Below are 22,362 nucleotides of genomic sequence, written 5' to 3'. Positions count from 1 at the left end.
GTCAAAAAAATATTCTTTTCCACTTGACTTTTTCTACGGTGAACCTTACATTTGGATTATCGAATGACTTCGTAGCTCAGTTGGTAGAGCAACAGACTCTTAATCTGTGGGTCCTGAGTTCGAGCCTCAGCGGGGTCACTTTCAAAAAAGCCGTTTTACAAATGTAGGATGGCTTTTTTCAATACAAGTTGGATTATTTTCCCTAGGCAGCTATTAACTTTAAATCTTTTTTCTAATGTTCAATGTTATAATCATCGGATAACGAATCCATTATTTTTATCAGCTATCCCGTATTATTTCTGCTAGGAAAACATAAAACTCTTTAATCTGTTATTAATTCAGCGAATTTATTACGTAAATTTGTATTTCAGACGATAAGCTTATGGAAGACAAGAAGATTTCGATATTGTACGTTGACGACGAAGAAAACAATCTGTTTTCTTTTAAAGCGACATTTCGACTAAAGTATAAAGTGTTTACGGCAATTAGTGGTGCCGATGCAATCGATATTGTCAAAAACAACCAGATACATATTATCATTACTGATCAACGTATGCCGGAAATGACCGGTGTAGAGTTTTTGGAAGAGATTATTAAGATCAATGCAGCCCCAATGCGTATCCTTTTGACAGGATATACGGACATGGCAGCTGTCGTTGATGCGGTCAATAAAGGAAAAATCTTTCATTACCTCAATAAGCCTTGGAGTGAAGAGGAGCTCGATCAAACGATTCAACGCGCTTATGATGTCTATGCTGAGCGCCAAAAAATTGTGGAGACTAATTCTCAACTTGAGACTTCAAATGATCAGTTGGAGTTTTTGCTTCGGCAAAAGCTACTTTCCTAAAGGATTATAATTTTAGGAAAGTCAACTTTTATTTAAAATGTCTGTTTGCTTTGTGATGCTCTTCGCTGCCATCGCATCGGATTGCCGAAAGTGAAAGGATTATTTGCTCGGTATGACGACGGTAAAGGTTGTACCCTGATTGGGTTGTGATTGTACTTCGATTTTCCCTTGTAGTTTTAAGAGTGCATTCTGAACATTATAGAGCCCAAATCCCATGCCTTTCGCTTGATCACTGGCTCTAAAGAATAATTTAAAGATATCTTCAACATACTCTGGAGATATGCCTATTCCGTTGTCACTCACCATAATTTTAGCTTTACGTTCTGATACGGATACTGAGAGTTTGACGTACTGGTTTTCCTGCCCTTTACGTTGATATTTAAAAGCATTAGAAAGAAGATTATGCAAAATCAGTTCTACAAGTGCTTTGTCTCCGCTAAAGATTTCTTTTTGATCCACTGAAATTTCAAAAGCCACATCCTTATTTTGCGTATACATGCTGTAAAACTGGCGTATGTTGCCAAAGAGCTCTTCGAAATTTATCGTTGACAACATGAGTTCTCCTCTTCGTAAAAGATAATAGTCGCGCAGACTGTCAATATAAGCATCTAAGCTGACCAAGGAACTATCCATTAGTGATAACAACTCATGGATACGATCTATGCTGTCAAACTCTAATCCAAGTTTCACCGCAGAAAGAACCCCGGTCAATGGATCACGAAGATCATGGCTAACGCTATAAGCGAACTTATCTAATTCATCATAAGCTTTTTGTAGCTCTTGATTCTTAACCTCTAGCATGGAGTTTGCAACATAAAACTTATTAGCTTCTTCTATTGCGGAAACGATTTCTTCATTCATCCAGGGTTTTCGGACAAACCTAAAAATATGGCCCTTATTAACTGCATCAATTACAGTTTCCATATTGGCATAAGCCGTTAAAAGAATACGGATTGGTTTTGGAAAATCTTTTTTAATGCGGTGCAAAAAATCGATGCCCATCTCATCCGGCATACGTTGGTCACAGAAGATAATACGGATATCAGGATGAGCATGAAGGATCGTTTCGGCCTCACTCGTATTGGATGCTGTATGGATAGCGTAATCGTATCTAAAGTTCGCTTTAAAGCTAACCAAATTGTTTACTTCGTCATCGATATATAATATTTCAAGCTCCCTCTGCATAATTTTATTATATGGTTTTATCCCTTACAAAAGATATGAAAAAATAATAGTTAATTGAACTATTTTAAGTTTATAGTGGTATTAATTGTTTTGTTGAATTGGAATGAGGAGTGTAAAGCTTGTGCCCTGTCCCACTTCTGAATCTACGATAATTTTACCATGATGTTTCGCAATGGTATTATAGGCTATGGACATTCCCAAACCAGTACCTTCGCCAACGTCTTTTGTTGTAAAAAATGGTTCGAATATCCGTTCATGAATTTCTTTTGGAATACCTATACCATTGTCTGCGATTTTGATAAAGACGGAGGTATTATCCGCGTGAACTCCGGTCTCAATCCATATTTTACCACCAACATCGTGATTAAACTTCTTATTCACGGCGTAAATAGCATTTGTCACAATATTCAAAAAGACCTGATTGAGTTTGCCGGCATGACATTCGACCTTTGGCATATCACCATAGATCTTATCAACTTCAATCGTGTTATTTAATAAACTATTGAGGATAACCATTGTTGACTCCAACCCCTCGTTTAGATCTGCAAATTTTAATGTATCCTCGTCTACGCGCGAGAAGATCCGCAAACTCTTTACTATTTCGGCGGTCCTATGGGCCCCATCATGCATCCCTTTTAATAGAAAATCTACCTCTGTTTTCAGATAATCAATATCCAGGTCCTCCTTGAATTTTTTGATCTGCAATTGCTTTTCCGTTTCGGATATCCCCTCTTTAAAAGCTATACGTTCTACCTCCTCCAGCGTTTCCCAGATCATCTTGATATCACGCTTTAATGGAGCGACATTGGATGTAACAAAGTTGATTGGATTGTTGATCTCGTGCGCAACCCCCGCAGTCAGTTGACCAAGAGAGGCCATCTTTTCGGCTTCGACAAGTTGAGATTGTGTTTCCTTCAAGTGGGTAAGAGTGGTTTGTAGAGACTCATTAGATTCTGTTAATTCACGTGTCCGCTCATCTACTTTTTGTTCCAATACGATATTTTGCTCGCGTATCAACTTTTCGTTTTCTAATGAGATCGCTAATTCCCTGACTTGTGATGCTTCTTTTTCTTCTTTTAAGATATTGATACTATAAGCTAGACCGAAGGACAATAAGGCCATCTCCACAACAGATGCAATTTGTACGGCGTTACTCGTAAAATCGTTATATTTTAAAATGCCATAATCTTTCAATAAAAAGACGACAGAACCTAATAGTAAAATTGTCCAACCGTAAACAAAATATTTAGCTGGTTTATAGCCATTTATCATTACCCGATAGGATAAGTAAAGGACAAATAAAGAGCCTGCTCCTGTTGTTAGCTGCATAACCATGAACGCTGGTTGTGTAAGGTTGAGCAGTGTAAGAAGGCTACCAACGACAAAAAGGATGATAAAAGCAGTAATCACACGTCTTGACCGAGGAGCGTTTTTCGGTAATTGAAGAAATGAATCTGCAAAAAGCAGGGCGCATAAGCCTGATAAACATCCGAAGATAATAGGACCTTTTGTTGCAAAATATGTCCAATTTGGCCACAGATACTGAAAACTATAACCTTTAATGCCCATTTGTGTTATTCCTGCACAAAGAACATAAAGGACATAATACAGATAGCCCCTTTCACGAACTGAAAAAAACAGGAATAAATTGTATATCGCCATAATCCCGACAATACCAATATAGATCCCGCTTATCAAACTGTCGTCATTCATCTCTTTTAAGAAACTGCGCTCGTTACTTAAATAGATCGGGAGAATAATCTGTTCCGTACTTTTTACACGAAGAAAAAAGATCGTTTTCTCATATCCGGGTAATTGGATGTCGAATGCGTAATTAGGAACCTTATATTTTCTAGCCGAAAAAGATTGATGCTCGCCCAGTTTGATCGATTTATAATGCCCATTTGATGATGGTACAAAAAGTTCGACCTCATCCAAGAGAGGGTAGGCAATTTCGAGCAAGAGTTCAAGTTTCTCTTTTCCCTTATTTGTCACAGGCAATCGGAACCAGATGTCAGTGGGTGATATGCCCAAATTGGGTACCTTGCTTTCTAACGACTGGAAGGAGGAAGCTGAAGTATCCGCAAAGTTAGGCTCTCCTTTCCCCATATAACGCTCGAGACCATATCCGATCAATACACGCTGCGTCGGTTGATCGATAATAACCTCTCCAAAACAAGTTGAACTGCACGTAAAAATAAATAAGAAGATCAAGTTAAGCCAGCATTTCATCACTATATGCTATTTTTTTGCTTCGGCAATAACTAAATTCATAGAAACAAGGAAACAACCCGCTTCATCAGCTTGGTCCAATGTGTTTTGAAATTCCTCCATTTCAGCTGTGCTCAACTTCCCTTTTTCGACCATCTCCAAAAGAATTTTATCTAAGAAAAGATAGCGGTTGGCTTCTTCTTTCGAGCGGGCTACCATACAGAATGTTTGCAATTGAACTTGTTTAAAGCCTTGAGTCAATAGGTCTGAAGTTAATTTATTCCCAGCCCAGCCATTATTGACTTTTTCTTCGGTCAAATAATGGCATATCTTAGCCTCAATACCCACATGCTTGCTGTAAAATGTCAGGCTATTCCAGATCGTCTCGACGATGACTAGGGGTTGACCTTCACGCAAAACACGGTGAACCTCAGCAAACATTTTCGGTGCTTCCGGAAGATGTTGTACAACACGTTCCATTCTGATGCCAGCAATGGAATTATCTGTAAAGCTAAGTTGATTAACTTCACCCTGAACAAAGTCGACGTTCTTTACCTCCACACTGCTTGTTTTGGCATGTTCGATTAAAGCCTTATCATGATCCAATCCAACGACAAGAACGTTATGGCCTAGCATATTAGCTAAATTGATGGCATCCATTCCAGTGCCACAACCTAGATCGACGACAACGCCCTCTTTAATCGTATTAAAAGGAGTATATGAATGTATTTTTAATTGTTTAAGAAAATCACCGGTATCCATTAAATAGCCGGCACCATAATGTTTAGTGTCCATTATAAGATATTTAAATTACGATCATCTGGTTTGTGATCTAATGATGTATGTTTCAGGTTTTTAATAATTTCATTTAAATCCCATTGATTGAGATTCGGAATATCGATTTGATAATGAATTTCAATTTCCTTATTCCGCAAAGTTTCTATGCGGACAATATTGGAATTATTCCGAAGTGATAAAATTGCATCTTTGTTTTCTTGATCGGCTTCGGTCAAGGTGTCAAGATTACGCATAATCATTACCGTAGCCAGCAGATCCAGCTTAGGATAATAGAACGTGCCATTATTTCCAACACTTGTATCAATGCGGTAGCCAACACTTTCTGCTAATTTCACCGTGTAAGGAGCACATAAAGCAAAGAGCGATTTAATGCCAACCTGTGTGCTGATAGCGGCACCAGCCCTCGTCAAAAATATGCTGCCAATACCATATCCAGCGATCTCCCGGGAATTCCAAAGCCCACAACCTTCACCGGTTCCCTGTTGCGCATAATCATAAACAAGGTCTAAGATTTTGGCATCCATCGCTCCCGTGGCCTGTTCAATCGGAAGTGGTTCACTCCCTCCAGATACGTGTATACGTACTCCACCATAGACTTTATCACCATCAAGGGATTCTACGATCAGTACGAATGATGCGGGATTGTACATCCAGTCATTTTTGGAAGAAGTTACTTTCTTTACGCCTATAGCAGTTAACACATGCGCGTGTCCTTCTATGAAACGTTCACAGGTTTGGGGATCGTCGATAGCCCGAAATGCTCTTAGTCTTACTACTGGACGCCCGTCGTTGAATAATAATGCCACCGAATGCTTTGATTTATCGTTTAAACGCAAAACTAATCAATTAAATGCAAAGGTGTTTACTCTTCAAATAAATTATACCGTAATGCAACCGCCTGCACCATGTGATGGTAAAATTGTTTGATTCCTTTTTCACCTTGACGAGCCAAAATAGCCCGTTTTAACTGATGTCATCGAAAATACATTTTATCATCTTAAGATGCGGATTTTCGAGATACAATAAATTTCACCTTGTAAATATTAATGCCTCTGGAGGCTATTTTTATGAATCTGACCGTCTTTCATGATCAACAAAAAGTTTTTTTCTGGATCTGCCAATAGTTTTAAATTCTTAAGCGGATCTCCGTCTACAAGGATCAGATCTGCCAAAGCTCCTTCTTCTACTATTCCCAACTTGCCAGGATAAGGACTTCTTAATCCCGAAAGCTGCAGAAGCTCACAGTTGTCTTGAGTAATCATTTTAATGATCTCGGCATTTGTAAACCACTTTTGAAGTCGCAAAATAAAAGCATTCTGCATTTTATTCAGTTCCGGCTCAAAAAGGAAATCTGTACCCCAAGCTAGCTTTACTCCATATTTTTTAGCCATTGGCCATACTTTTTCCTGACCTTCAATGACGGGTTTACGCTTGATTCTTCGTTGTGGATCCATATCGGGTGTATCTTCCACCAGGTTTTGTAAACTAAGCCAGATATTTTTTTTTGCGATCAGCTGTAAAGTTTCTTCGTCGAGCAATTGTCCATGTTCTATACATTTTACACCAGCTTCGATCGCTCTTCGAATTGCTCTTGGCGTATACGCATGTACGGTGACATAGGTTCCCCAGTCTTCGGCTGCTTCTACTGCTGCTTTCATTTCGTCTAGCGTATATTGGGTAACATCCACAGGATCGTATGCTGAAGAAGTTCCTCCACCCGCCATGAGTTTAATCTGACTTGCTCCGAATCTCAGATTCTCTCGTACTGCAGTCAGAACCTCATCACGACCATCGGCGATGAATGTTGCTCCATATCGCTCCGCACGAGAGACAATGCCAAAAAAACGACGCGATTTTTCCTCCTGTGTCCGAAAATCTCCATGCCCCGCTGTTTGACTAACAACAGCACCAGAAGGCCATATTCTAGGCCCTAGAAGCTTACCCTTGTCGATCTCCGCCTTTAATGGAAATATAGGGCCACCGACATCTCGTACACTTGTAAAACCCCGCATTAACATCTGTTGCGCCGAGAGCCCCACCGTTTTGATCAAGAATTCCTCGGAAAGGTCATTTGTCATCATTTGAGGCATTGTCAAAGCTCCAAATACCAAATGGACATGTACATCAATCAATCCAGGCATTAGGGTTTTGCCTTTAGCGTCTATTTTAACGATATTCTTACTTTGCACGTCAATAGGAGATGTACTAATGGTTTGAATCGTGTTACCGTTTATTAAAACATGTTTTGGCGGAGTTAACATTTGAGTTTTATAATCGAGCAGTTTAACATTTTCTATTAAAACTTGCTTTTCCTGTGCTTGGATGACATGGATAAAAGCCGAGCAAAGAAATAAAGTAAGTAGTTGACCTAAACGCATAATTTGGAGAATTACGTTAATATATAATATGACAAATCAATTTTAATTCGAGCGACTAATGTTGGCTTGAAAAAATATCTTCTAAGTTAAATAATAAATTCAATATATTTCAATTTTTTCGCTATAAATTTTCACTCTGCCGGCCAAAAACGCTAAATTTATCCGATCATGATGTATAAAAAGCCTGTTCTAAATTATTTAAATAGCGTAATTCCCAAAATTGTCTCCATAAGAGAGCTGCTCACCTATGCCTCTTTACTCGGCTTATCCGCTTATGTATTCCTACTGGTTTTTCAGCCATTTGGAACGTATAATTTTGAGCATGCCTATAAATTTAGCTTGTTATCCGGATATGGGGTCATATTATTCGTTGCATATGCCTTAATTTCTGTCCTCTTACGTAAAAAAAGAGGAACAATTGCGATAGAACTATTTCGTATTTTTCTTGTGCTCCTATTATCAGTTTTTTTAAATTTCGTCTATCATGGCTGGTTCATCAATCAGGCCCCATTACAGTGGAATAACCTCCCCTATATTGGATTTTACACACTTTCACTTTACAGCCCAATTGCTACGATTTATTTTTTGCTTCGAGTTGATAAGCGTCATTCGTATTATGAAAAGAATAATTCGTCGATTGAACGTTTATCGATAAAGCCAGCGATCATATTGAGCCAAATGAATGACTGTCATTTGGGGCTGGTCGATATCCCCAATGGTAATCAATCGTTAAAGTTACTGCCAAGCGATTTTATTTTTGCAAAATCAATGGATAATTATTGCATGATCTATTTTAGGAAGGATGGTACGGTAAAGAAGCAGATGGTACGAATTACGTTGAGCCGATTGTCTGAACTCTTGAATACAATGTCTATTCACCGATGTCATCGGTCGTTTCTTGTTAACTTTGAAAAAATAATTGCAAAGGAAGGGAATGCCCAAGGTTTCTTGTTACGTTTTGCAGATACTGAAGATTGTGCTGTTATTTCAAGGTCTGCTATGGAATCAGTTAGACCGTATTTATAGGGCAGAAGATCGCCTCGCTGTTGTCAGTCAGCCCTAAGTCTTGCCATACGCCACATAACTTTGTTTACTCATCATGAGGGGCATAATTTTGCTCAAAAAAAAGATGAGCACAAAAAGTTTAAACCTGCTGGTATTATTCCTGTTCTTCGGAATATACTTTATCCTTGATAATTTGTTTTTTGCTAGGCTTCAACCCACGATGAGCAATTATGTCCACAGTAGATTTTTGGGGCATGTGCTGACGTATTCAATTAGCCTTGGACCACTGCTTTTGGGGGCAACGCTGCTTAAACCTAAAGTGCCGAATGAGTTCTTGGAAAAATTTGGTTTAAAGGGCTCTTTTTTACAGGGGCTATCTTTTGGAATAATAGCCACCTTACCCATGTTCTTGGGCTATGCCCTTGTTTTTACCTTCAACCGCAAAATAGATCCGAACACGCTATTAATAAATAGTGTGTCATCGGGTTTTTTTGAAGAAGTGATTTTTCGGGCCTATTTTTTTGGTTTAGTTTATCGCTATACCCGACTAGGTTTTATTCCATCCATTTTAGCCACCTCATTCCTTTTTGCTATACTGCATCTTTATCAGAGTCAGGATTTGGGAGAATTGGCCCTGATTTTTTGTACGACTTTCTTCGGCTCTATCCTATTTTCGTGGTTGTATGCCGAATGGAGTTTTAATCTTTGGATACCGATAGCACTTCATGTTTTGATGAATTCGGCATGGATGATCTTTGATGTTGCAGACAATGCTGCAGGAAATGGATGGAGCAATTTTTTCCGCTTCTTGACCATCTTTATCGCTATCATTAGTACAATTGTTCATGTACGGAAGTCAGAGGCCGGTTTACAAATTAAAGGGAAAAATTTATGGCTAAAAGATTAAAAATTCCGCGGGGTTTTAACGAGCCTTTGTGGCTATAGATATCCTATTCAAAGGATCTAGTCCAAATTTGGAATGAGCTTTAGATTTTACTTCGCTAAAACTGTGAACCTTTGGATAATCGTATTTGCTCTCGGAGAACCCCTGAAAACCAGTATTTTTTTTTTGGCATGGGAATCGCTACCTTGACCTTTATGAATAGACAACTATTTTCACCCCTATCTTTATTCCTTGGAGCGACATTATTCATGGGAATTTTGAGCTGTGGTCACAATACGAGGGTTAATAATACAGATTTAAAGGATTCTTCTGAACTTAAAACCATTGCCGTGAAGGATACGATGGATGCTGCTAAATTTCCTCCTTTGCCGATTGACTATGACAGGACAAAGGTTTTAAAAAACACCTATGTTGTTGATCGTGCTGGAGTCGAACTTAGACAAGGTGCAGATGGAGCGGCTCCGCTATTAGGAAAATATCCCTATGGCACCAAGCTCGATGTGATCGGTGAAGAAGGAGAATGGGTTGCTGTCATGGACCGTATACAGCGCGATTACAAAGGGAGAAATGGCGAAACAGGTGATATTACACGATGGGAAAAGGTGTATGTAGCGAAGTCCAAGCTGGGGAAACAGGATCAGATTACAATTTCCCCCAGGGATTTAAATTCAATCGTCTCACTTACGATAAATGGTAAAGAAACGTATTATGAAAAGGGGCATTCTTTAGATAAGTATCTCCAGTTAGAGTTGATTGATAAGCAAACGTTCCTAGCCGCTCAGAATACGGCTAAAAATTACTTGATCAAGGATACCCTGTCTTATCCTAAAAACGGAAAAACCCTAGAATTGCCTTTGACCAATGGAAAAAAGTTAATTTTTACAGATAAGGATATCGATAATGAATTGGAAGCCAGTTATTCGTATAAAGGACATTATGATTTTCTAAATGCTTTTGCTGTTGATGGGAATTACTGGGAAAGTGCTGATGTGCGGCTTTTTGATAAACAAGACGGTCATCTTATTGTGGAATGTGGAGATTATCCCTTCTTTTCTGCCGATAAAAATTATCTGATGACTTTACACGCTGATCCCTATGAATCGACGGGTGACTTGCAGCTCTTCCACGTGAAACAAGGAAAGGTGACGCCGATGCTTTTTGTTAGTTTTAAAGAGTGGATGCCAACTTGGAAAGAGGAATTGATGTTTTGGGGCAAAGATGGATGCATATATACTGCTGCCAACCATATTGATGGCTATTGGGGCGATGAAGGATCGTTGAACGAACGATCACAGTTTATCCGAATAAGGATATTACCTTATTAAAGATCTATATAATTAAAGACCGGCATAAACTGTACTTTTATTCATTTGCTGTAGGCGTATATATTTACTATTTTTCTGTTTTAAGTAAAACTATTCTGGCATGCACCTGTTGTATTCCATAAAATAGATTATAGTTTGTAATTTAGCTGGATGAAACTAAGAATGTTATCGTTATTTACTATCCTTTTTCTCTTTACTACGTTGTCTAAAGCACAAGATAAGCCCTGGAAACAACATAATAAATGGATCTGGGGTCCTTCAGTAGGGTATCAGTATCAAAGTGGTAATTTTCTGAAAGTTTCGGGCTGGGGATTATTTGCCCCGAATGATTTTCAATATATGAAAATTGATGCCGGAGCTAATTTCAGCTGGATGGAAGGTAAAACGACGGTTATTCCAGAGCTGGGATTTACTTACTATCTAAATGATTTTGTTCTTTTCCCTTTTGTGAAAGCAGAGTTAACACCTTACACTATAACGCCAAAAGTGGGGGCCAGTCTATTCTCCATTGTGGATCTGGGAATAGGTTATGGATTTGATTACAATACGAAGAAAAATTTTAAGCCGATTGACGGAATTACCGTTTCAGTAGGGGTAAATATTCCGCTCAATTTTCATATTTATTAATTGAAAAATGCGCAGTAAGACGATTTATAAACTCCTGGGGTCACTTGTTGTGTTGTTAGCGCTGGTTAGCAACCTAAAAGCGCAAGATTATTTAATCGGTCCTTCACTGAGTTATCAGTTCCAAAAAGGCAGTATATTAAAAACCGGCGCTTATTTCGCATTTCCTTTTAGTGGAGATCATATACTGCGAGCAGATGCTACAGCTAACTTTACATGGACACAAAAAAAGTTTGCCGTAATCCCTGAGGCCGGAATAACGTATTATCCCCAAACATATGTCTTGACTCCTTTTGTTCGTACAGAACTTACTCCATATACCATTACCCCCAAAGTTGGAGTGAGCTTGGCTACATTGGTGGATCTTGATTTTGGTTATGGATTATCCATCAATGAAAAAAAAGATTATAATCCGATAAAGGGTTTTGCGGTGTCTCTTCGATTTAGTATTCCGCTAAATTATCGGATCAATATGTAGCTCAGATTCTTCAATCAGCTTGTATATTTTCTCTGGGATATTTGCTTACCGCATGATTATGTCGTCGCTACGGTATCAGTATGCCCGCGTTAACTCCTGCTCGGAAGAAGTCTTTTGGTTTTTCCTGAATTAGTTGTCCAGCCAGTCTTTGAAGGCTGAGACTTTCTCCCGGGAGACAATGAGCTCTTCGGATTCATAATGCTTGAGGTATATTTTTAGCCGGGCATTGGAATGTACAGCAATATTTTTGATGGCATCAAATTGAATAATCGTGCTTCGATTGATCCTAAAAAATGCTTTGGGTGACAGTTGCGGTGTTAGTGCGTCCAATGTCTGATCCAAAAGATAGTTTCCATTTTCGTTGGTATAAAGGTAAGTGCCTTTGTTTTCGCTGTAAATGCATTCAACTTGCTGGCTTGTCACAACTTTTAGACTTTGGCCGATTTTGATTGTAAAGCGTTCCTTAAATGTTGGGGCAGGGTTTCTAAACAACGCTTGAAGCGATGCCAGATCAAACTGGGGATTGGGGCGTCTAAATTGGCGGAATTTTTCAATTGCATTTTCCAATTCTTCATCTTCAATTGGCTTCAGCAGGTAATCGATGCTATTTTGTTTAAAAGCACGCAACATATATTCATCGTATGCGGTGGTAAAAATAATGGCCGAACTGGGTTTCACCTGCTCCAGAATGTCAAATGAAATCCCATCCGCGAGCTGAATATCCAAAAAAAGGAGGTCTGGGTCACTGTTTGACATAAACCACTCAATGGATTCTTCCACAGTTTGCAGTACAGCAGATACGGTGTAACCGAGTTCCTCAAGTTTTCTTCGAAGTAATCTCGCCGATGGAAGTTCGTCTTCTATAATTACTATTTTCATTACTTTTTTACGTGGTTATCGATCATCAGACCGTTGTATTGCTTAATTTGTTGAATCGTTGTGCCCATGCTATTGTTTTTGCTGTGCTTAGCTCCCGCATGTTTATTAAGAGCAGGTTACTTTTAAAAGACTATTTCATGGATAATAGGCAGTCCGACAGAAAATAATAGATCACTTTCTTGAATATACACAGGTAGATTGGACAGTATAGCATAACGTTCCTGAATATTTTTCAAACCGATTCCCGAATGATCATGGAGCACTTTCTTTTTTTGAAGATTGTTTTCAACATAGAGGTAATTATTTTTTCTATAAATCTTCAATAAAAGCGGCTTCCTGATCGAAATAATATTGTGTTTGATTGCATTTTCGATCAGTAATTGAAGGGAAAGCGGTAATATAAAACCAGTATGCTGTTCCGCATTGATCTGTAGATCGATCTGTATACCGGTTTCGAAGCGCAGACTCAAGAGGTTTAAATAAGCCTTTGAAAAAGTAAGCTCTTCCTGTAAAGAAACGAGGCTTTTGTCCCTTTGTTCCAATACATAGCGATATATCTTAGAAAGGTCTGTCGTAAACATGCTGGCTTTTTTAGGGCTTTCCTCAATTAATCCATTCAATACATTCAGGCTGTTGAACAAAAAATGTGGGTCGAGTTGATTCTTGAGCGACTCAAATTGTGCTGCTATTTGTTGTTTTTCCTGATGAGATTCTTTGATTTGGTAATCTTTGAATCTTTTATAGAAATAGAAACCAAAAAAAATCATTGAAATGCACCAAGATATCATCGCGGTTTGAAAATAATATGCAACACGTTGTTGATGAATAAATTGGTGGAAACGCTGAGCGAAATTTTTGGGAACACCCGGGTTAAAAAGTCCGGAGAAAAAAGCATTGACAATAAAAACGACCAGTACGGTCAAGAAAAAACTGATACTATAAAAAACAATCATCTTCTTCCCAAAATCTTTACTGTTCGGGTACTTTTTTCCGACCCATTTCGATAGATAGCTGTGACCCAGAAAGAGAAAAAATCCATATAGTAAACCTCGGACCATATTAGGGTGAAAGATGATGGATACCCAAGGGACATCATTATGGTCAAGCTTGGCCACAACCACAAAATAGATGGTCACGACCAGGCTTGCGAGTAGTGCTTGTATAATCGCTTTAAATGGTGCTTTTTTCACAACGTGTTATTTGCATTCCTTTACGAGTTGTTCTGCCCGATCTTTGCCCCATGAAGGTGCAAATGGCGTAGTAATCTTCTCTTCACCGAATAAAGATAGTGCTTTCTTTACATCCTCACATTCTTTGTTGGTATCCTGGTTAAAATATTTTTTTGCGTTTATTTGGAATTCCGCTAGTCCCAATACAGCCCGGGGGTTGTTTGGCGCAAGGGAGATGGCTTTTTTATATAGAGCTATAATCTTAGGCGAAAGCTCTTTGGCTTTTGTCATGGGATCTGTGATCATCAATGCTGTTTGGTTCATCGCTTTCAGTACAAGCCATTCTGAATTGTTGTCCTGGGCGCTATTGTTTAGTATTTCTTCTGCAGACTTTATATATTTTGCCTGTGTCTCTTTATTTTTCTCCCTAAAGGATGCTGTTGTCAGTACCATGGCCTGATAATAGGCAGGAATCCAATTGTCCTTTTCTGCCTGTGCAATACGTTCTAAAAGAGCGGCCGCTTTTTGTGTCTCTCCCGATTGCCATAGACTCATGGCTTGTCCCATACTTTTTTCAAAATTGCCTTGTGCAAACGCGCTGCCGCTTATAAGGCAGATGAGGACGATAATAAATGATTTCATGATCTTTCGTTTTTAGTTTAAATATTTTTCTAAGTTATTGCTGTTGTGTTTGATGTATATGTTATTGATTGTTATTGAAGTTGGCAATCCTTCGCTGCAAACAGAAATAATTTTGGATGGACCGACGTATTTCGATGATGAGTTGATGCTTATTATAGATTGTCCAATTGATTGTCTTTTTCATTTTTACTGATTGTCCAGAAATAGCCTAGAAACACAAAGCGCTTGGCGGTAGGGACAATCGGTCTACGGTCATAGATTCCTTGTGAATTTGGTCGGTCTGCATATTGATAGCCATAGATTGGGCTAGCGCCAAGAACATTACTGACGGAGAAATGGATAATTTTTTGCTGGCTATAAAGGAACGACCAACTCATAGAAAGATTGTTGTAACCTTTTGTATGGCTATTCATAAATACTGTTTGATTGGGATCATTGTAATTTCTGCCGGATACAAACGAATTTGTCACACTGAGCTGTGAACGTAGACTGGGTAGCCAGTATTTTCCAACGATATAGAAACTGTGTTTGTAGACATAAGGGGGAGTAACTGTTGTCGGATAATTCGCGTCATTTCGCTTACTGTCCGTATAAGAATATGAAATCCAGTATTGGAGGTTTTTGATGCTGCTGTTGTTTTTGTAAAATAGGTCAAAGCCTTTGACCTTACCGCTTCCGTTATTGTCATATTGGGTGTCGTAATTTGGCGTCGCACTGTTGTATTTTACCAAATTGTTGTATTCTTTATGATAAGCTTCTAAGCGAAGTAAGTGCCCTCCACGGGCATAGAAATAATTTGCGATATAGTGATTGGCTTCCATCCAGCCAAGCTGAGGGGCATATTTTAATAGAGGTGTTGGTGCCTGCTGATGGAAGTTCCCATAGGCAAGTGAGAGCTGCGTATATTTATCTAATGCGTAGCCCAGCGAAGCTCTTGGTTCTAAAGTGTTCTTCGACTGCAAATTGGAGGAGGTTTCTCGTAAGCCGATTTTCCCGATTAAGTTCGGGAGGATGCCGAAGGTCGTTTCCGTAAATACGGCGGTCATCTTGCTATGATACCCGTAGTGATAACCAATGGTTTGTCGGTGATATTCTTCTTGATAATTGGTGTCGAAATATTCTATTCCGCCAATACTTTTAATCTTATTGTTCCAGACCTTACTTAGCATTCCTTTTAAGTGAAGACTTTTTTCTTCATTAGGTAGGTAAACGTCATCGTAGTGCAGCTTATCGGTCAGGTAGCCTAGGCCAATGCCGGACTGGAAAGTCCATCGGTTTCCCAGATTCTGACTGTAACTAATGTTGGCGTAGGCATTGTTGGATTTCTTTTTCAATGGGACAGGTTGCTCATAATTGATGTCTGCTTGGTAAAGTCCCATATTTTCGAAATTGTATGCCCCATAGATATTTAGAAAGCCTTCTTTAAACTGATGGCGATAGATCATTTCTCCGGAGGCGTTTTCATAGGGTTTTGTCCATTTGATATCTGGCGTAATAATTTTGGAATAAGGTTTTAAGTTGGTATAACTGCTGTTGAAGGTGAGGGAGTTTTTGCCCCATTGTAAGGTATGTCCCAAACCTAGTCCAACGGAAGATAGTGAAAACTCTGTTTTGCGTTGTTCTATGGTATTTTCGGTGTTTAGGGCTAGAATGCTGGATAGCGCATTACCAAATTCTGCCGAATAACCACCTGTAGAGAAATTTACGCCTTTAAAGAGCATGGGTGAAAATCGACCCCTTACAGGAACTTCATTTGGTGTTGCGGTGTAAGGTTGGGCTACTCTGATTCCATTGATGTAGGTCTGTGTTTCGGAGGCATCTCCACCGTGAACCATAAGACGTCCATTTTCTCCCCCAACCTGTGCACCGGGCAATGTTGCTAATGCGCTGATGATGTTTCCCATGCTGCCTGCCGTAGTGACAATATCCAATGGACTCATTACCGTGTTTTTTCCGGAGCTATTGGCTTGTAGCACCCCTGCCTGAATCGTGACTTCCTGTAGGCGATTCTCACTTTCTTGCATTTGAATAATAAGCAATTCTTTCTGAGGAAGCTGGATAGACTTACTATATGTTGGGAGGCCCACAACAGACGCTTTCAGCATTTTAGTACCTTGTTCACTAGTTTCAAACATAAAGTTTCCAAGCGAATCAGTCGTGCCGCCATCATAGGTGCCTTCAATAAAAACATTGGCTAAATATATCGGTTTGCCGTTTTTGCCCAGTACTTTCCCTTTTAAGATAGACTGTGCCGATACGATGGTAATACTTAAAAATAGTAAGGTTAATAACAGCTTCATTTTTCTTTATTTTTATTCAAATATCAGCGGCTGTAAGTGCTTCTGCGAAAAAGAGTGGATGGAATGTCAAAATATCATGACGAATTGCAGGATTCCAACTTTATGCTGTAAATTGATATCGAAAAGCAAAATTTCCTTCCTAAATAAGTTCCGCAATGGAAAGATGGGAACGTACTATATTGCTTTTATATGCGATGAAGTTATAGGGATATAAAAGCCTTTTACTTTCGTTGGATATTGAAAATGAGAGTTTAAAATTAAGTCAAAAAAATGCGAATAACCATTTTAGATGACTATCAAGATGCTGTCCGACAGTTGGACTGTTTCAAAATTCTTGATGGTCACGATGTCCAAATATTGAAACAGTCCTATGCAGATCCGGCTTTACTGGCGGAAAAATTAAGCGATACGGAAGCGCTAGTGCTCATCAGAGAACGGACCCAGATTACAGAAGATCTGTTGTCCCAGCTTCCCAAACTAAAGTTGATCAGCCAAACGGGCAAAATTTCAAATCATTTGGATTTGGCTGTTTGTAGCAGCTTTCATGTGGCTGTTGCTGAAAGTATGGGTTCTCCTGTCGCTCCAGCTGAATTGACCTGGCTTTTGATCATGAATGCACTCCGAGGTTTACCTAAGGCTCTTTCAGATATGGACAAAGGCCTATGGCAAACGAACATAGGAGAATGTGTCTCCGGAAAAACAATAGGGATATGGAGTTATGGAAAAATAGGGAAGCGAATAGCGCAATATGCAAAGGCTTTTGGTGCCCAAGTAATTGTTTGGGGAAGCGAAAATTCCCGAGAAGAAGCTGTAAAAGACGGTTTTTTAGCTGCAACAAGTAAATCCGATTTTTTTCATTTTTCAGATGTTGTTACTTTACACCTTCGGTTAGTGCCTGCGACGCGAGGTATCGTAAAGCTCGAAGATCTCCGGTCTATGAAGCCGACTGCACTTTTTGTCAATACTTCCCGTGCTGAGTTGGTTGAAGAGGGTGCACTATTGACCGCGCTCGAAACAGGTGTTCCGGGAATGGCTGCGGTAGATGTCTATGAGTCCGAGCCAGTCTTTGATCCTAACTATCCTTTATTGCAGCTACCAAATGTGCTCTGTACGCCACATATTGGCTATGTGGAGAAGAATGGTTATGAACGATTATTTAGACTTGCTTTTGAGAATATTGTAGCCTTTTCCGAGTGTAATCCACAGCATATCGCTAACCCCGAAGTCTTGACCCGCTAATTAAATGAATCGGCTATATATAGATGAATAATTTTACACATTTAGAACAACCAACAGGTCGAGTTATTGTGGTCGGCGGTAAGGAATATCTTTTTTTCGGTGGAACTTCCTATCTAGGGCTGGCAACAGATCAAGCATATGCTGCTATTTTCATAGAAGGTATACAGCGATATGGTATTAACAATGGCACTTCACGAAATAATAATGTGCAACAGGCCATATTTGATCAAGCGGAAGAATATGCTGCAATGCGTTTTGGTTTTGAAGCAAGTCTGTTGCTCTCAAGTGGATATCTGGCGACGCAATTTCTTGTAAGAACCTTGGCGGCTGAAGGCGAAGTATTGTACGCACCCGCATGTCACCCTTCTTTATGGTTAGATAAAAAGCCTGCAGCAACTGGACATTTTGTTGACTGGGCCAATGCAACGATCGAGTATATCAATCATTCAGCCCAAAAATCATTTATCATCGTTAGTAACAGCTTGGACAATATGCGCCCGGAATTATACGATTTCACTGTTTTCAATCGTATTGATCCGGGCAAAAAAATTATACTGCTCTTGGATGATTCTCACGGAATAGGAGTTTTGCGCAAGAATGGCATTTCATTAGATAAGAGTAGTTTTCAACAGGTTAATATTGAGCTGATTGTCGTCGCATCCTTGGCGAAAGGCCTGGCAACAGATGCTGGATTGATTTTGGCCGATGAGGAACGAATTAAGTATTTCAAGCGATCAAACTTTTATACAGGGGCTTCTCCAAGTTCGCCAGCGAGCTTATATGCATTTATCCATGGAGAGCAGATCTATTTACGGCAATTCGAAAAGTTGCAGTATAATATTAATTCCTTCAAAGCACATATGGGGTCTGAATTAAACGCTGTTGCTAATTTTCCGGTGTTTTCATCAACGGATACGGGCCTTTATGCGAGGCTGATGAATGCCGGAGTACTTGTGTCAAGTTTCCCTTATCCCCTTGCCACAGATCCCCTATTAAATCGGATTGTGGTAAATGCACACCATACCAAGGCGGATTTGAATCAACTAAGTCATGCAATTGGCATATATTGATTTTTATATGACAACTAATAAGTCAACATCTTGTAAATTAGATAATTGTTTTTATTTTTGAGGTTTATTTAAGGGTTGGTCGAACATAGTGTCTCGTTAATTGATTGTAAATGTTTGGCTTTTGGAAGCTTATTTATCAAAAAAGTATTTAAATAATTTCCATTACTCATTTTAAAACAATACTTTTGCATCCCCAAACATTAGTTGGCTTAAGGGTTGAAAAATAAATAATTACAGTAAAATAGATATGACTAAAGCAGAAATTATTGCAGAAATCTCTACCAAAACTGGCTTAGAGAAGGTAGATGTTCAAGAAACCGTAGAGGCGTTCTTTAAAGTTGTCAAAAACGCAATGATCGGAGGAGAAAATGTATATGTAAGAGGTTTTGGTAGCTTCGTAGTCAAAAAAAGAGCTGAGAAGACTGCAAGAAACATTTCAAAAAATACAGCAATCATTATCCCTGAACACTTTGTTCCTAGTTTCAAGCCAGCAAAAATTTTCGTAGAGAAAGTAAAGAATGGCAATAAATAATCTTTAAAATAGATTAAAATGGCAAAAACCAAACAGATAATAGTCATAGGATCAGTAGTAGCCTTGGTTGCTGTGCTTTTAGCGCAGCCTATTAAAGGTTTGGTGAACAAAGAAAAACAAACTGCTGCAGCATCTGAGTCGAAGCCGTCCAATGAAGTAAATTTGGAAAATATATCTTCGATGACAAAACAAGGTTTAGATGCTAGTTTAGTCAAAGAAATTTCCGATATTGAGGGCCAAGTTGCAAAAGCTTCTGGAGAGGATAAGATAAAGCTGTTGCAACAGTTGGCAAATAAGTGGGATGATGTCGCAAAACCAGCCCCTCAGGCTTTCATCTATGAGGAAATGGCGAAGGTTTCACCGAAGTTTGAGTATTGGTTGAAAGCAGGTAATGCTTATCGTGCCGCTTATACAAATTTGCAGGATTCTACTTTAGCTCAAGCGTTGAATCAAAATGCTATTCATGCATATGAGGCTGCGTTAAAAGCGAATACAAGTAGTTTGGATGCAAAAACAGGATTGGGTGCCGCAATGGTATCGGGAACGAACAATCCTATGGCGGGTATTGCCTTATTGCGAGAAGTCGTTGCTGCCGATCCTAAAAACTTAGAAGCAAACAAAACTTTGGGATTGTTTTCATTACAGTCCCGTCAGTTTGACAAAGCCATCGAGCGTTTTAAGACCGTTATCGATCAAAAACCCGATGCTGAGTCATACTTTTACTTAGCCACAGGCTATGAAAATATTGGGATGAAAAAGGAAGCCGTTACAGCTTTTCAAAAAAGTAAGGAACTTGCAGCCGATCCTTCCCTATCACAATTCATCGATCGAAAGATTGCTGAATTGAGCAAGTAATTAATTTATTATTTTATAATCATTAAAAAATTTAGCTATGCCAAGCGGAAAAAAAAGAAAAAGACACAAGATGGCTACTCACAAACGTAAAAAACGTTTAAGAAAAAATAGACACAAGAAAAAATAGTCTTGTGATAAGCTTTTAAACATCTTGGCCCATTTTGCTGAGATAGCTTTACGAAACGATCTACATGTCTGTGAAGGGGATGTAGATTGTTTTTTTCGTAACAACGTTCTTTAAATGTTTAATCGGATACCCAAGATTGCGATAGGATATTGCATAGGTATCAAAAATGAGTAGCTTTTGGTAAAGGAATTAATTATCGATTCAACTCCTGATAAAGGGGTAACTATTGCTTTACTACAAGATAAGCAGCTTGTTGAACTTAACCGCGAGCCCGCAAATAATAACTTCGCTGTTGGAGATATCTATCTCGGACGTATCAAGCGAATTATGCCTGGGCTTAATGCAGCTTTCGTAGATGTAGGCTACGAAAAGGATGCTTTTCTACATTATTTAGATTTGGGTCCTCAAGTTCAATCTTTGCTAAAGCTTACGCGTATAGTGAAGAATGGCAGTTATCAAGAGAAACTGCTCAATAGTTTAAAACTTGAAAAGGATATCGATAAAGCTGGTAAGATCTCTGATGTCTTGAGCAAAAATATGCTCGTGCCAGTACAAATCGCCAAAGAACCCATTTCAACAAAAGGACCGCGTCTGAGTTCAGACCTTTCAATAGCAGGTCGTTTTGTCGTTTTGGTACCTTTCTCAAGTACTGTTTCCATTTCCAAGCGTATCAAAGGTAGTAATGAACGCAACCGCCTAAAAAAGATTGTCGAAGGGATTAAGCCAGCTAATTTTGGTGTTATCATTCGTACAGTTTCCGAAGGTAAGGGTGTTGAAGAACTACAACGTGACTTATTGGACCTGATCTCAAAATGGGAACTATTTACCAAACGTCTTCGTAATGCTGAACCGCCTCAAAAGGTTCTTGGCGAAATGGATCGTGCATCCACTATTCTACGGGATATTTTGACAGACGAGTTTTCACATATTTATGTTAATGATCCTTCGATCTTCGAAGAAACAAAATCATATATACACGATATATCTCCAGATTTGGAGAAAATTGTCAAACTTTATAAACATAAAGAGCCAATTTTTGATCATTTCGGAGTTGAAAAGCAAATCAAGGCAGCTTTTGGCAAAACGGTAACATTGCCTGGTGGTGCGTATCTCGTTATTGAGCATACCGAAGCCCTGCATGTCATTGATGTCAACAGTGGTAACCGTTCTGCGAATAAGGAGAATCAGGAAGACAATGCATTGCTGGTCAATATGGAAGCAGCAAAAGAAATTGCGCGACAGCTGCGTTTGCGTGATATGGGCGGAATTGTAGTCATCGATTTTATCGATATGCATAAACCCAATCATCGAAAAGAGTTGTATACGTTCTTAAAAGAATGTATGGTAGCGGATAGAGCGAGACATACGATTTTGCCTCCAAGTAAATTTGGATTGGTTCAAATTACACGTCAGCGCGTTAGACCTGAAATGAATATTGTCACAAACGAAAAATGTCCGGCTTGTGATGGTACAGGTGAAATCCGATCAAGTATTGTCCTTATGGATGATATAGAAAATAATTTGAGCTTTATTCTTCAAGAACAGAACGAAAAGAAGGTGACCTTATGTGTTCACCCTTATATAGACGCCTACATTAAGTCTGGTTTGATTTCTAAAAGAATGAAATGGTTCATGAAGTACGGAAAATGGATTAAAGTAAATCCAATGACGTCATATTATCTAACTGAATTCCATTTCTTCAATGCGAAGGATGAAGAAATTAAGTTATAATAGAAAGAGATTAACGAAAAGGGTTAGTAGTGATACTAACCCTTTTTTGTTTTTATAGCATTT

Annotated in this window: 20 protein-coding genes and 1 tRNA gene; 12 read left to right on the top strand and 9 right to left on the bottom strand. The window is 38.9% G+C overall.

Translation table 11 applies throughout. The features are described 5' to 3' along the window. Positions 1-65: 65 nt before the first annotated feature. Together B3297_RS22075 and B3297_RS22070 are read left to right on the top strand one after the other, a co-directional pair. Positions 66-138 (top strand) — tRNA-Lys (locus B3297_RS22075). Between the two features lie 244 nt (positions 139-382). Continuing rightward, entirely contained in the window at positions 383-847 is a 465-nt protein-coding gene (locus B3297_RS22070) for a response regulator (protein WP_046673283.1), read from the top strand. Positions 848-946: 99 nt separating this feature from the next. Here the strand turns inward: B3297_RS22070 and B3297_RS22065 are convergent, their stop codons facing one another. From B3297_RS22065 to B3297_RS22045, 5 genes are all read right to left on the bottom strand, one after another. After that, positions 947-2,032, bottom strand: coding sequence for a sensor histidine kinase (locus B3297_RS22065; protein WP_070562752.1), 1,086 nt, complete (start codon positions 2,030-2,032; stop codon positions 947-949). A gap of 81 nt (positions 2,033-2,113) precedes the next feature. Continuing rightward, positions 2,114-4,264 carry a sensor histidine kinase gene (locus B3297_RS22060; protein WP_070562755.1) on the bottom strand — a complete coding sequence of 717 codons (2,151 nt, stop codon included), beginning with the start codon at positions 4,262-4,264 and terminating at the stop codon, positions 2,114-2,116. Positions 4,265-4,273: 9 nt separating this feature from the next. Then, complete coding sequence (locus B3297_RS22055; RefSeq protein WP_070562758.1) at positions 4,274-5,038, bottom strand: methyltransferase domain-containing protein; 765 nt, start codon at positions 5,036-5,038, stop codon at positions 4,274-4,276. Continuing rightward, positions 5,038-5,847: a hypothetical protein gene (locus B3297_RS22050; RefSeq protein ID WP_070562848.1), complete on the bottom strand. Its 810-nt coding sequence runs from the start codon at positions 5,845-5,847 to the stop codon at positions 5,038-5,040. Before B3297_RS22050 ends, B3297_RS22055 begins: the two co-directional genes overlap by 1 nt. Before the next feature lie 237 nt (positions 5,848-6,084). Beyond that, a complete protein-coding gene (locus tag B3297_RS22045; protein ID WP_115046269.1) occupies positions 6,085-7,419 on the bottom strand; it encodes an amidohydrolase family protein in 1,335 nt (444 codons plus the stop codon). 168 nt (positions 7,420-7,587) lie between these two features. Between B3297_RS22045 and B3297_RS22040 the strand changes: the two genes are divergently transcribed. From B3297_RS22040 to B3297_RS22020, 5 genes are all read left to right on the top strand, one after another. After that, positions 7,588-8,445, top strand: a complete 858-nt coding sequence (locus B3297_RS22040) for a LytTR family DNA-binding domain-containing protein (protein WP_070562764.1) — start codon at positions 7,588-7,590, stop codon at positions 8,443-8,445. A 103-nt stretch (positions 8,446-8,548) separates the two neighbouring features. Beyond that, positions 8,549-9,331: a CPBP family intramembrane glutamic endopeptidase gene (locus B3297_RS22035; RefSeq protein ID WP_070562851.1), complete on the top strand. Its 783-nt coding sequence runs from the start codon at positions 8,549-8,551 to the stop codon at positions 9,329-9,331. Between the two features lie 191 nt (positions 9,332-9,522). Continuing rightward, positions 9,523-10,653 (top strand): SH3 domain-containing protein, encoded by a 1,131-nt coding sequence (locus tag B3297_RS22030; protein ID WP_159333481.1) that lies wholly within the window; start codon positions 9,523-9,525, stop codon positions 10,651-10,653. 150 nt (positions 10,654-10,803) lie between these two features. Then, positions 10,804-11,280 carry a hypothetical protein gene (locus B3297_RS22025; protein ID WP_070562771.1) on the top strand — a complete coding sequence of 159 codons (477 nt, stop codon included), beginning with the start codon at positions 10,804-10,806 and terminating at the stop codon, positions 11,278-11,280. A gap of 7 nt (positions 11,281-11,287) precedes the next feature. Further along, entirely contained in the window at positions 11,288-11,755 is a 468-nt protein-coding gene (locus B3297_RS22020) for a hypothetical protein (protein ID WP_070562774.1), read from the top strand. A 129-nt stretch (positions 11,756-11,884) separates the two neighbouring features. Here the strand turns inward: B3297_RS22020 and B3297_RS22015 are convergent, their stop codons facing one another. From B3297_RS22015 to B3297_RS22000, 4 genes are all read right to left on the bottom strand, one after another. Then, on the bottom strand, positions 11,885-12,634 hold the full coding sequence (locus B3297_RS22015) for a LytR/AlgR family response regulator transcription factor (RefSeq protein WP_159333480.1): 750 nt from the start codon (positions 12,632-12,634) through the stop codon (positions 11,885-11,887). 122 nt (positions 12,635-12,756) lie between these two features. Then, complete coding sequence (locus B3297_RS22010; protein WP_070562780.1) at positions 12,757-13,824, bottom strand: sensor histidine kinase; 1,068 nt, start codon at positions 13,822-13,824, stop codon at positions 12,757-12,759. 6 nt (positions 13,825-13,830) lie between these two features. Further along, positions 13,831-14,445 (bottom strand): tetratricopeptide repeat protein, encoded by a 615-nt coding sequence (locus tag B3297_RS22005; RefSeq protein WP_070562784.1) that lies wholly within the window; start codon positions 14,443-14,445, stop codon positions 13,831-13,833. 152 nt (positions 14,446-14,597) lie between these two features. Beyond that, positions 14,598-16,745, bottom strand: coding sequence for a TonB-dependent receptor (locus tag B3297_RS22000; protein WP_070562787.1), 2,148 nt, complete (start codon positions 16,743-16,745; stop codon positions 14,598-14,600). Positions 16,746-17,015: 270 nt separating this feature from the next. On the opposite strand from B3297_RS22000, the gene B3297_RS21995 reads away from it, so the two are divergent. From B3297_RS21995 to B3297_RS21975, 5 genes are all read left to right on the top strand, one after another. Next, complete coding sequence (locus B3297_RS21995) at positions 17,016-17,984, top strand: D-2-hydroxyacid dehydrogenase family protein (protein WP_070562790.1); 969 nt, start codon at positions 17,016-17,018, stop codon at positions 17,982-17,984. Between the two features lie 23 nt (positions 17,985-18,007). Then, positions 18,008-19,054, top strand: coding sequence for an 8-amino-7-oxononanoate synthase (locus tag B3297_RS21990; protein WP_070562793.1), 1,047 nt, complete (start codon positions 18,008-18,010; stop codon positions 19,052-19,054). A gap of 247 nt (positions 19,055-19,301) precedes the next feature. Further along, positions 19,302-19,586 carry an HU family DNA-binding protein gene (locus tag B3297_RS21985; protein ID WP_046673299.1) on the top strand — a complete coding sequence of 95 codons (285 nt, stop codon included), beginning with the start codon at positions 19,302-19,304 and terminating at the stop codon, positions 19,584-19,586. Positions 19,587-19,604: 18 nt separating this feature from the next. Then, positions 19,605-20,441, top strand: a complete 837-nt coding sequence (locus B3297_RS21980) for a tetratricopeptide repeat protein (RefSeq protein ID WP_070562796.1) — start codon at positions 19,605-19,607, stop codon at positions 20,439-20,441. A 304-nt stretch (positions 20,442-20,745) separates the two neighbouring features. Further along, a complete protein-coding gene (locus B3297_RS21975; protein WP_046673301.1) occupies positions 20,746-22,299 on the top strand; it encodes an Rne/Rng family ribonuclease in 1,554 nt (517 codons plus the stop codon). Positions 22,300-22,362 lie beyond the last annotated feature (63 nt).

It is taken from the genome of Sphingobacterium sp. UBA3519, from assembly GCF_002377215.1.
In the GTDB taxonomy this organism is placed as follows: Bacteria; Bacteroidota; Bacteroidia; order Sphingobacteriales; family Sphingobacteriaceae; genus Sphingobacterium; species Sphingobacterium multivorum.
This window is presented reverse-complemented; position numbering and strand designations above follow the sequence as displayed.

Bases quoted from the DNA above. Each gene is read 5' to 3' on its own strand.
- B3297_RS22060 (WP_070562755.1), bottom strand. From the start codon at position 4,264: ATGAAATGCTGGCTTAACTTGATCTTCTTATTTATTTTTACGTGCAGT.
- B3297_RS22040 (WP_070562764.1), top strand. From the start codon at position 7,588: ATGATGTATAAAAAGCCTGTTCTAAATTATTTAAATAGCGTAATTCCC.
- B3297_RS22065 (WP_070562752.1), bottom strand. From the start codon at position 2,032: ATGCAGAGGGAGCTTGAAATATTATATATCGATGACGAAGTAAACAAT.
- B3297_RS22055 (WP_070562758.1), bottom strand. From the start codon at position 5,038: ATGGACACTAAACATTATGGTGCCGGCTATTTAATGGATACCGGTGAT.
- B3297_RS22070 (WP_046673283.1), top strand. From the start codon at position 383: ATGGAAGACAAGAAGATTTCGATATTGTACGTTGACGACGAAGAAAAC.
- B3297_RS22035 (WP_070562851.1), top strand. From the start codon at position 8,549: ATGAGCACAAAAAGTTTAAACCTGCTGGTATTATTCCTGTTCTTCGGA.
- B3297_RS21985 (WP_046673299.1), top strand. From the start codon at position 19,302: ATGACTAAAGCAGAAATTATTGCAGAAATCTCTACCAAAACTGGCTTA.
- B3297_RS22000 (WP_070562787.1), bottom strand. From the start codon at position 16,745: ATGAAGCTGTTATTAACCTTACTATTTTTAAGTATTACCATCGTATCG.
- B3297_RS22020 (WP_070562774.1), top strand. From the start codon at position 11,288: ATGCGCAGTAAGACGATTTATAAACTCCTGGGGTCACTTGTTGTGTTG.
- B3297_RS22045 (WP_115046269.1), bottom strand. From the start codon at position 7,419: ATGCGTTTAGGTCAACTACTTACTTTATTTCTTTGCTCGGCTTTTATC.
- B3297_RS21990 (WP_070562793.1), top strand. From the start codon at position 18,008: ATGAATAATTTTACACATTTAGAACAACCAACAGGTCGAGTTATTGTG.
- B3297_RS21980 (WP_070562796.1), top strand. From the start codon at position 19,605: ATGGCAAAAACCAAACAGATAATAGTCATAGGATCAGTAGTAGCCTTG.
- B3297_RS22030 (WP_159333481.1), top strand. From the start codon at position 9,523: ATGAATAGACAACTATTTTCACCCCTATCTTTATTCCTTGGAGCGACA.
- B3297_RS22025 (WP_070562771.1), top strand. From the start codon at position 10,804: ATGAAACTAAGAATGTTATCGTTATTTACTATCCTTTTTCTCTTTACT.
- B3297_RS22005 (WP_070562784.1), bottom strand. From the start codon at position 14,445: ATGAAATCATTTATTATCGTCCTCATCTGCCTTATAAGCGGCAGCGCG.
- B3297_RS21995 (WP_070562790.1), top strand. From the start codon at position 17,016: ATGCGAATAACCATTTTAGATGACTATCAAGATGCTGTCCGACAGTTG.
- B3297_RS22015 (WP_159333480.1), bottom strand. From the start codon at position 12,634: ATGAAAATAGTAATTATAGAAGACGAACTTCCATCGGCGAGATTACTT.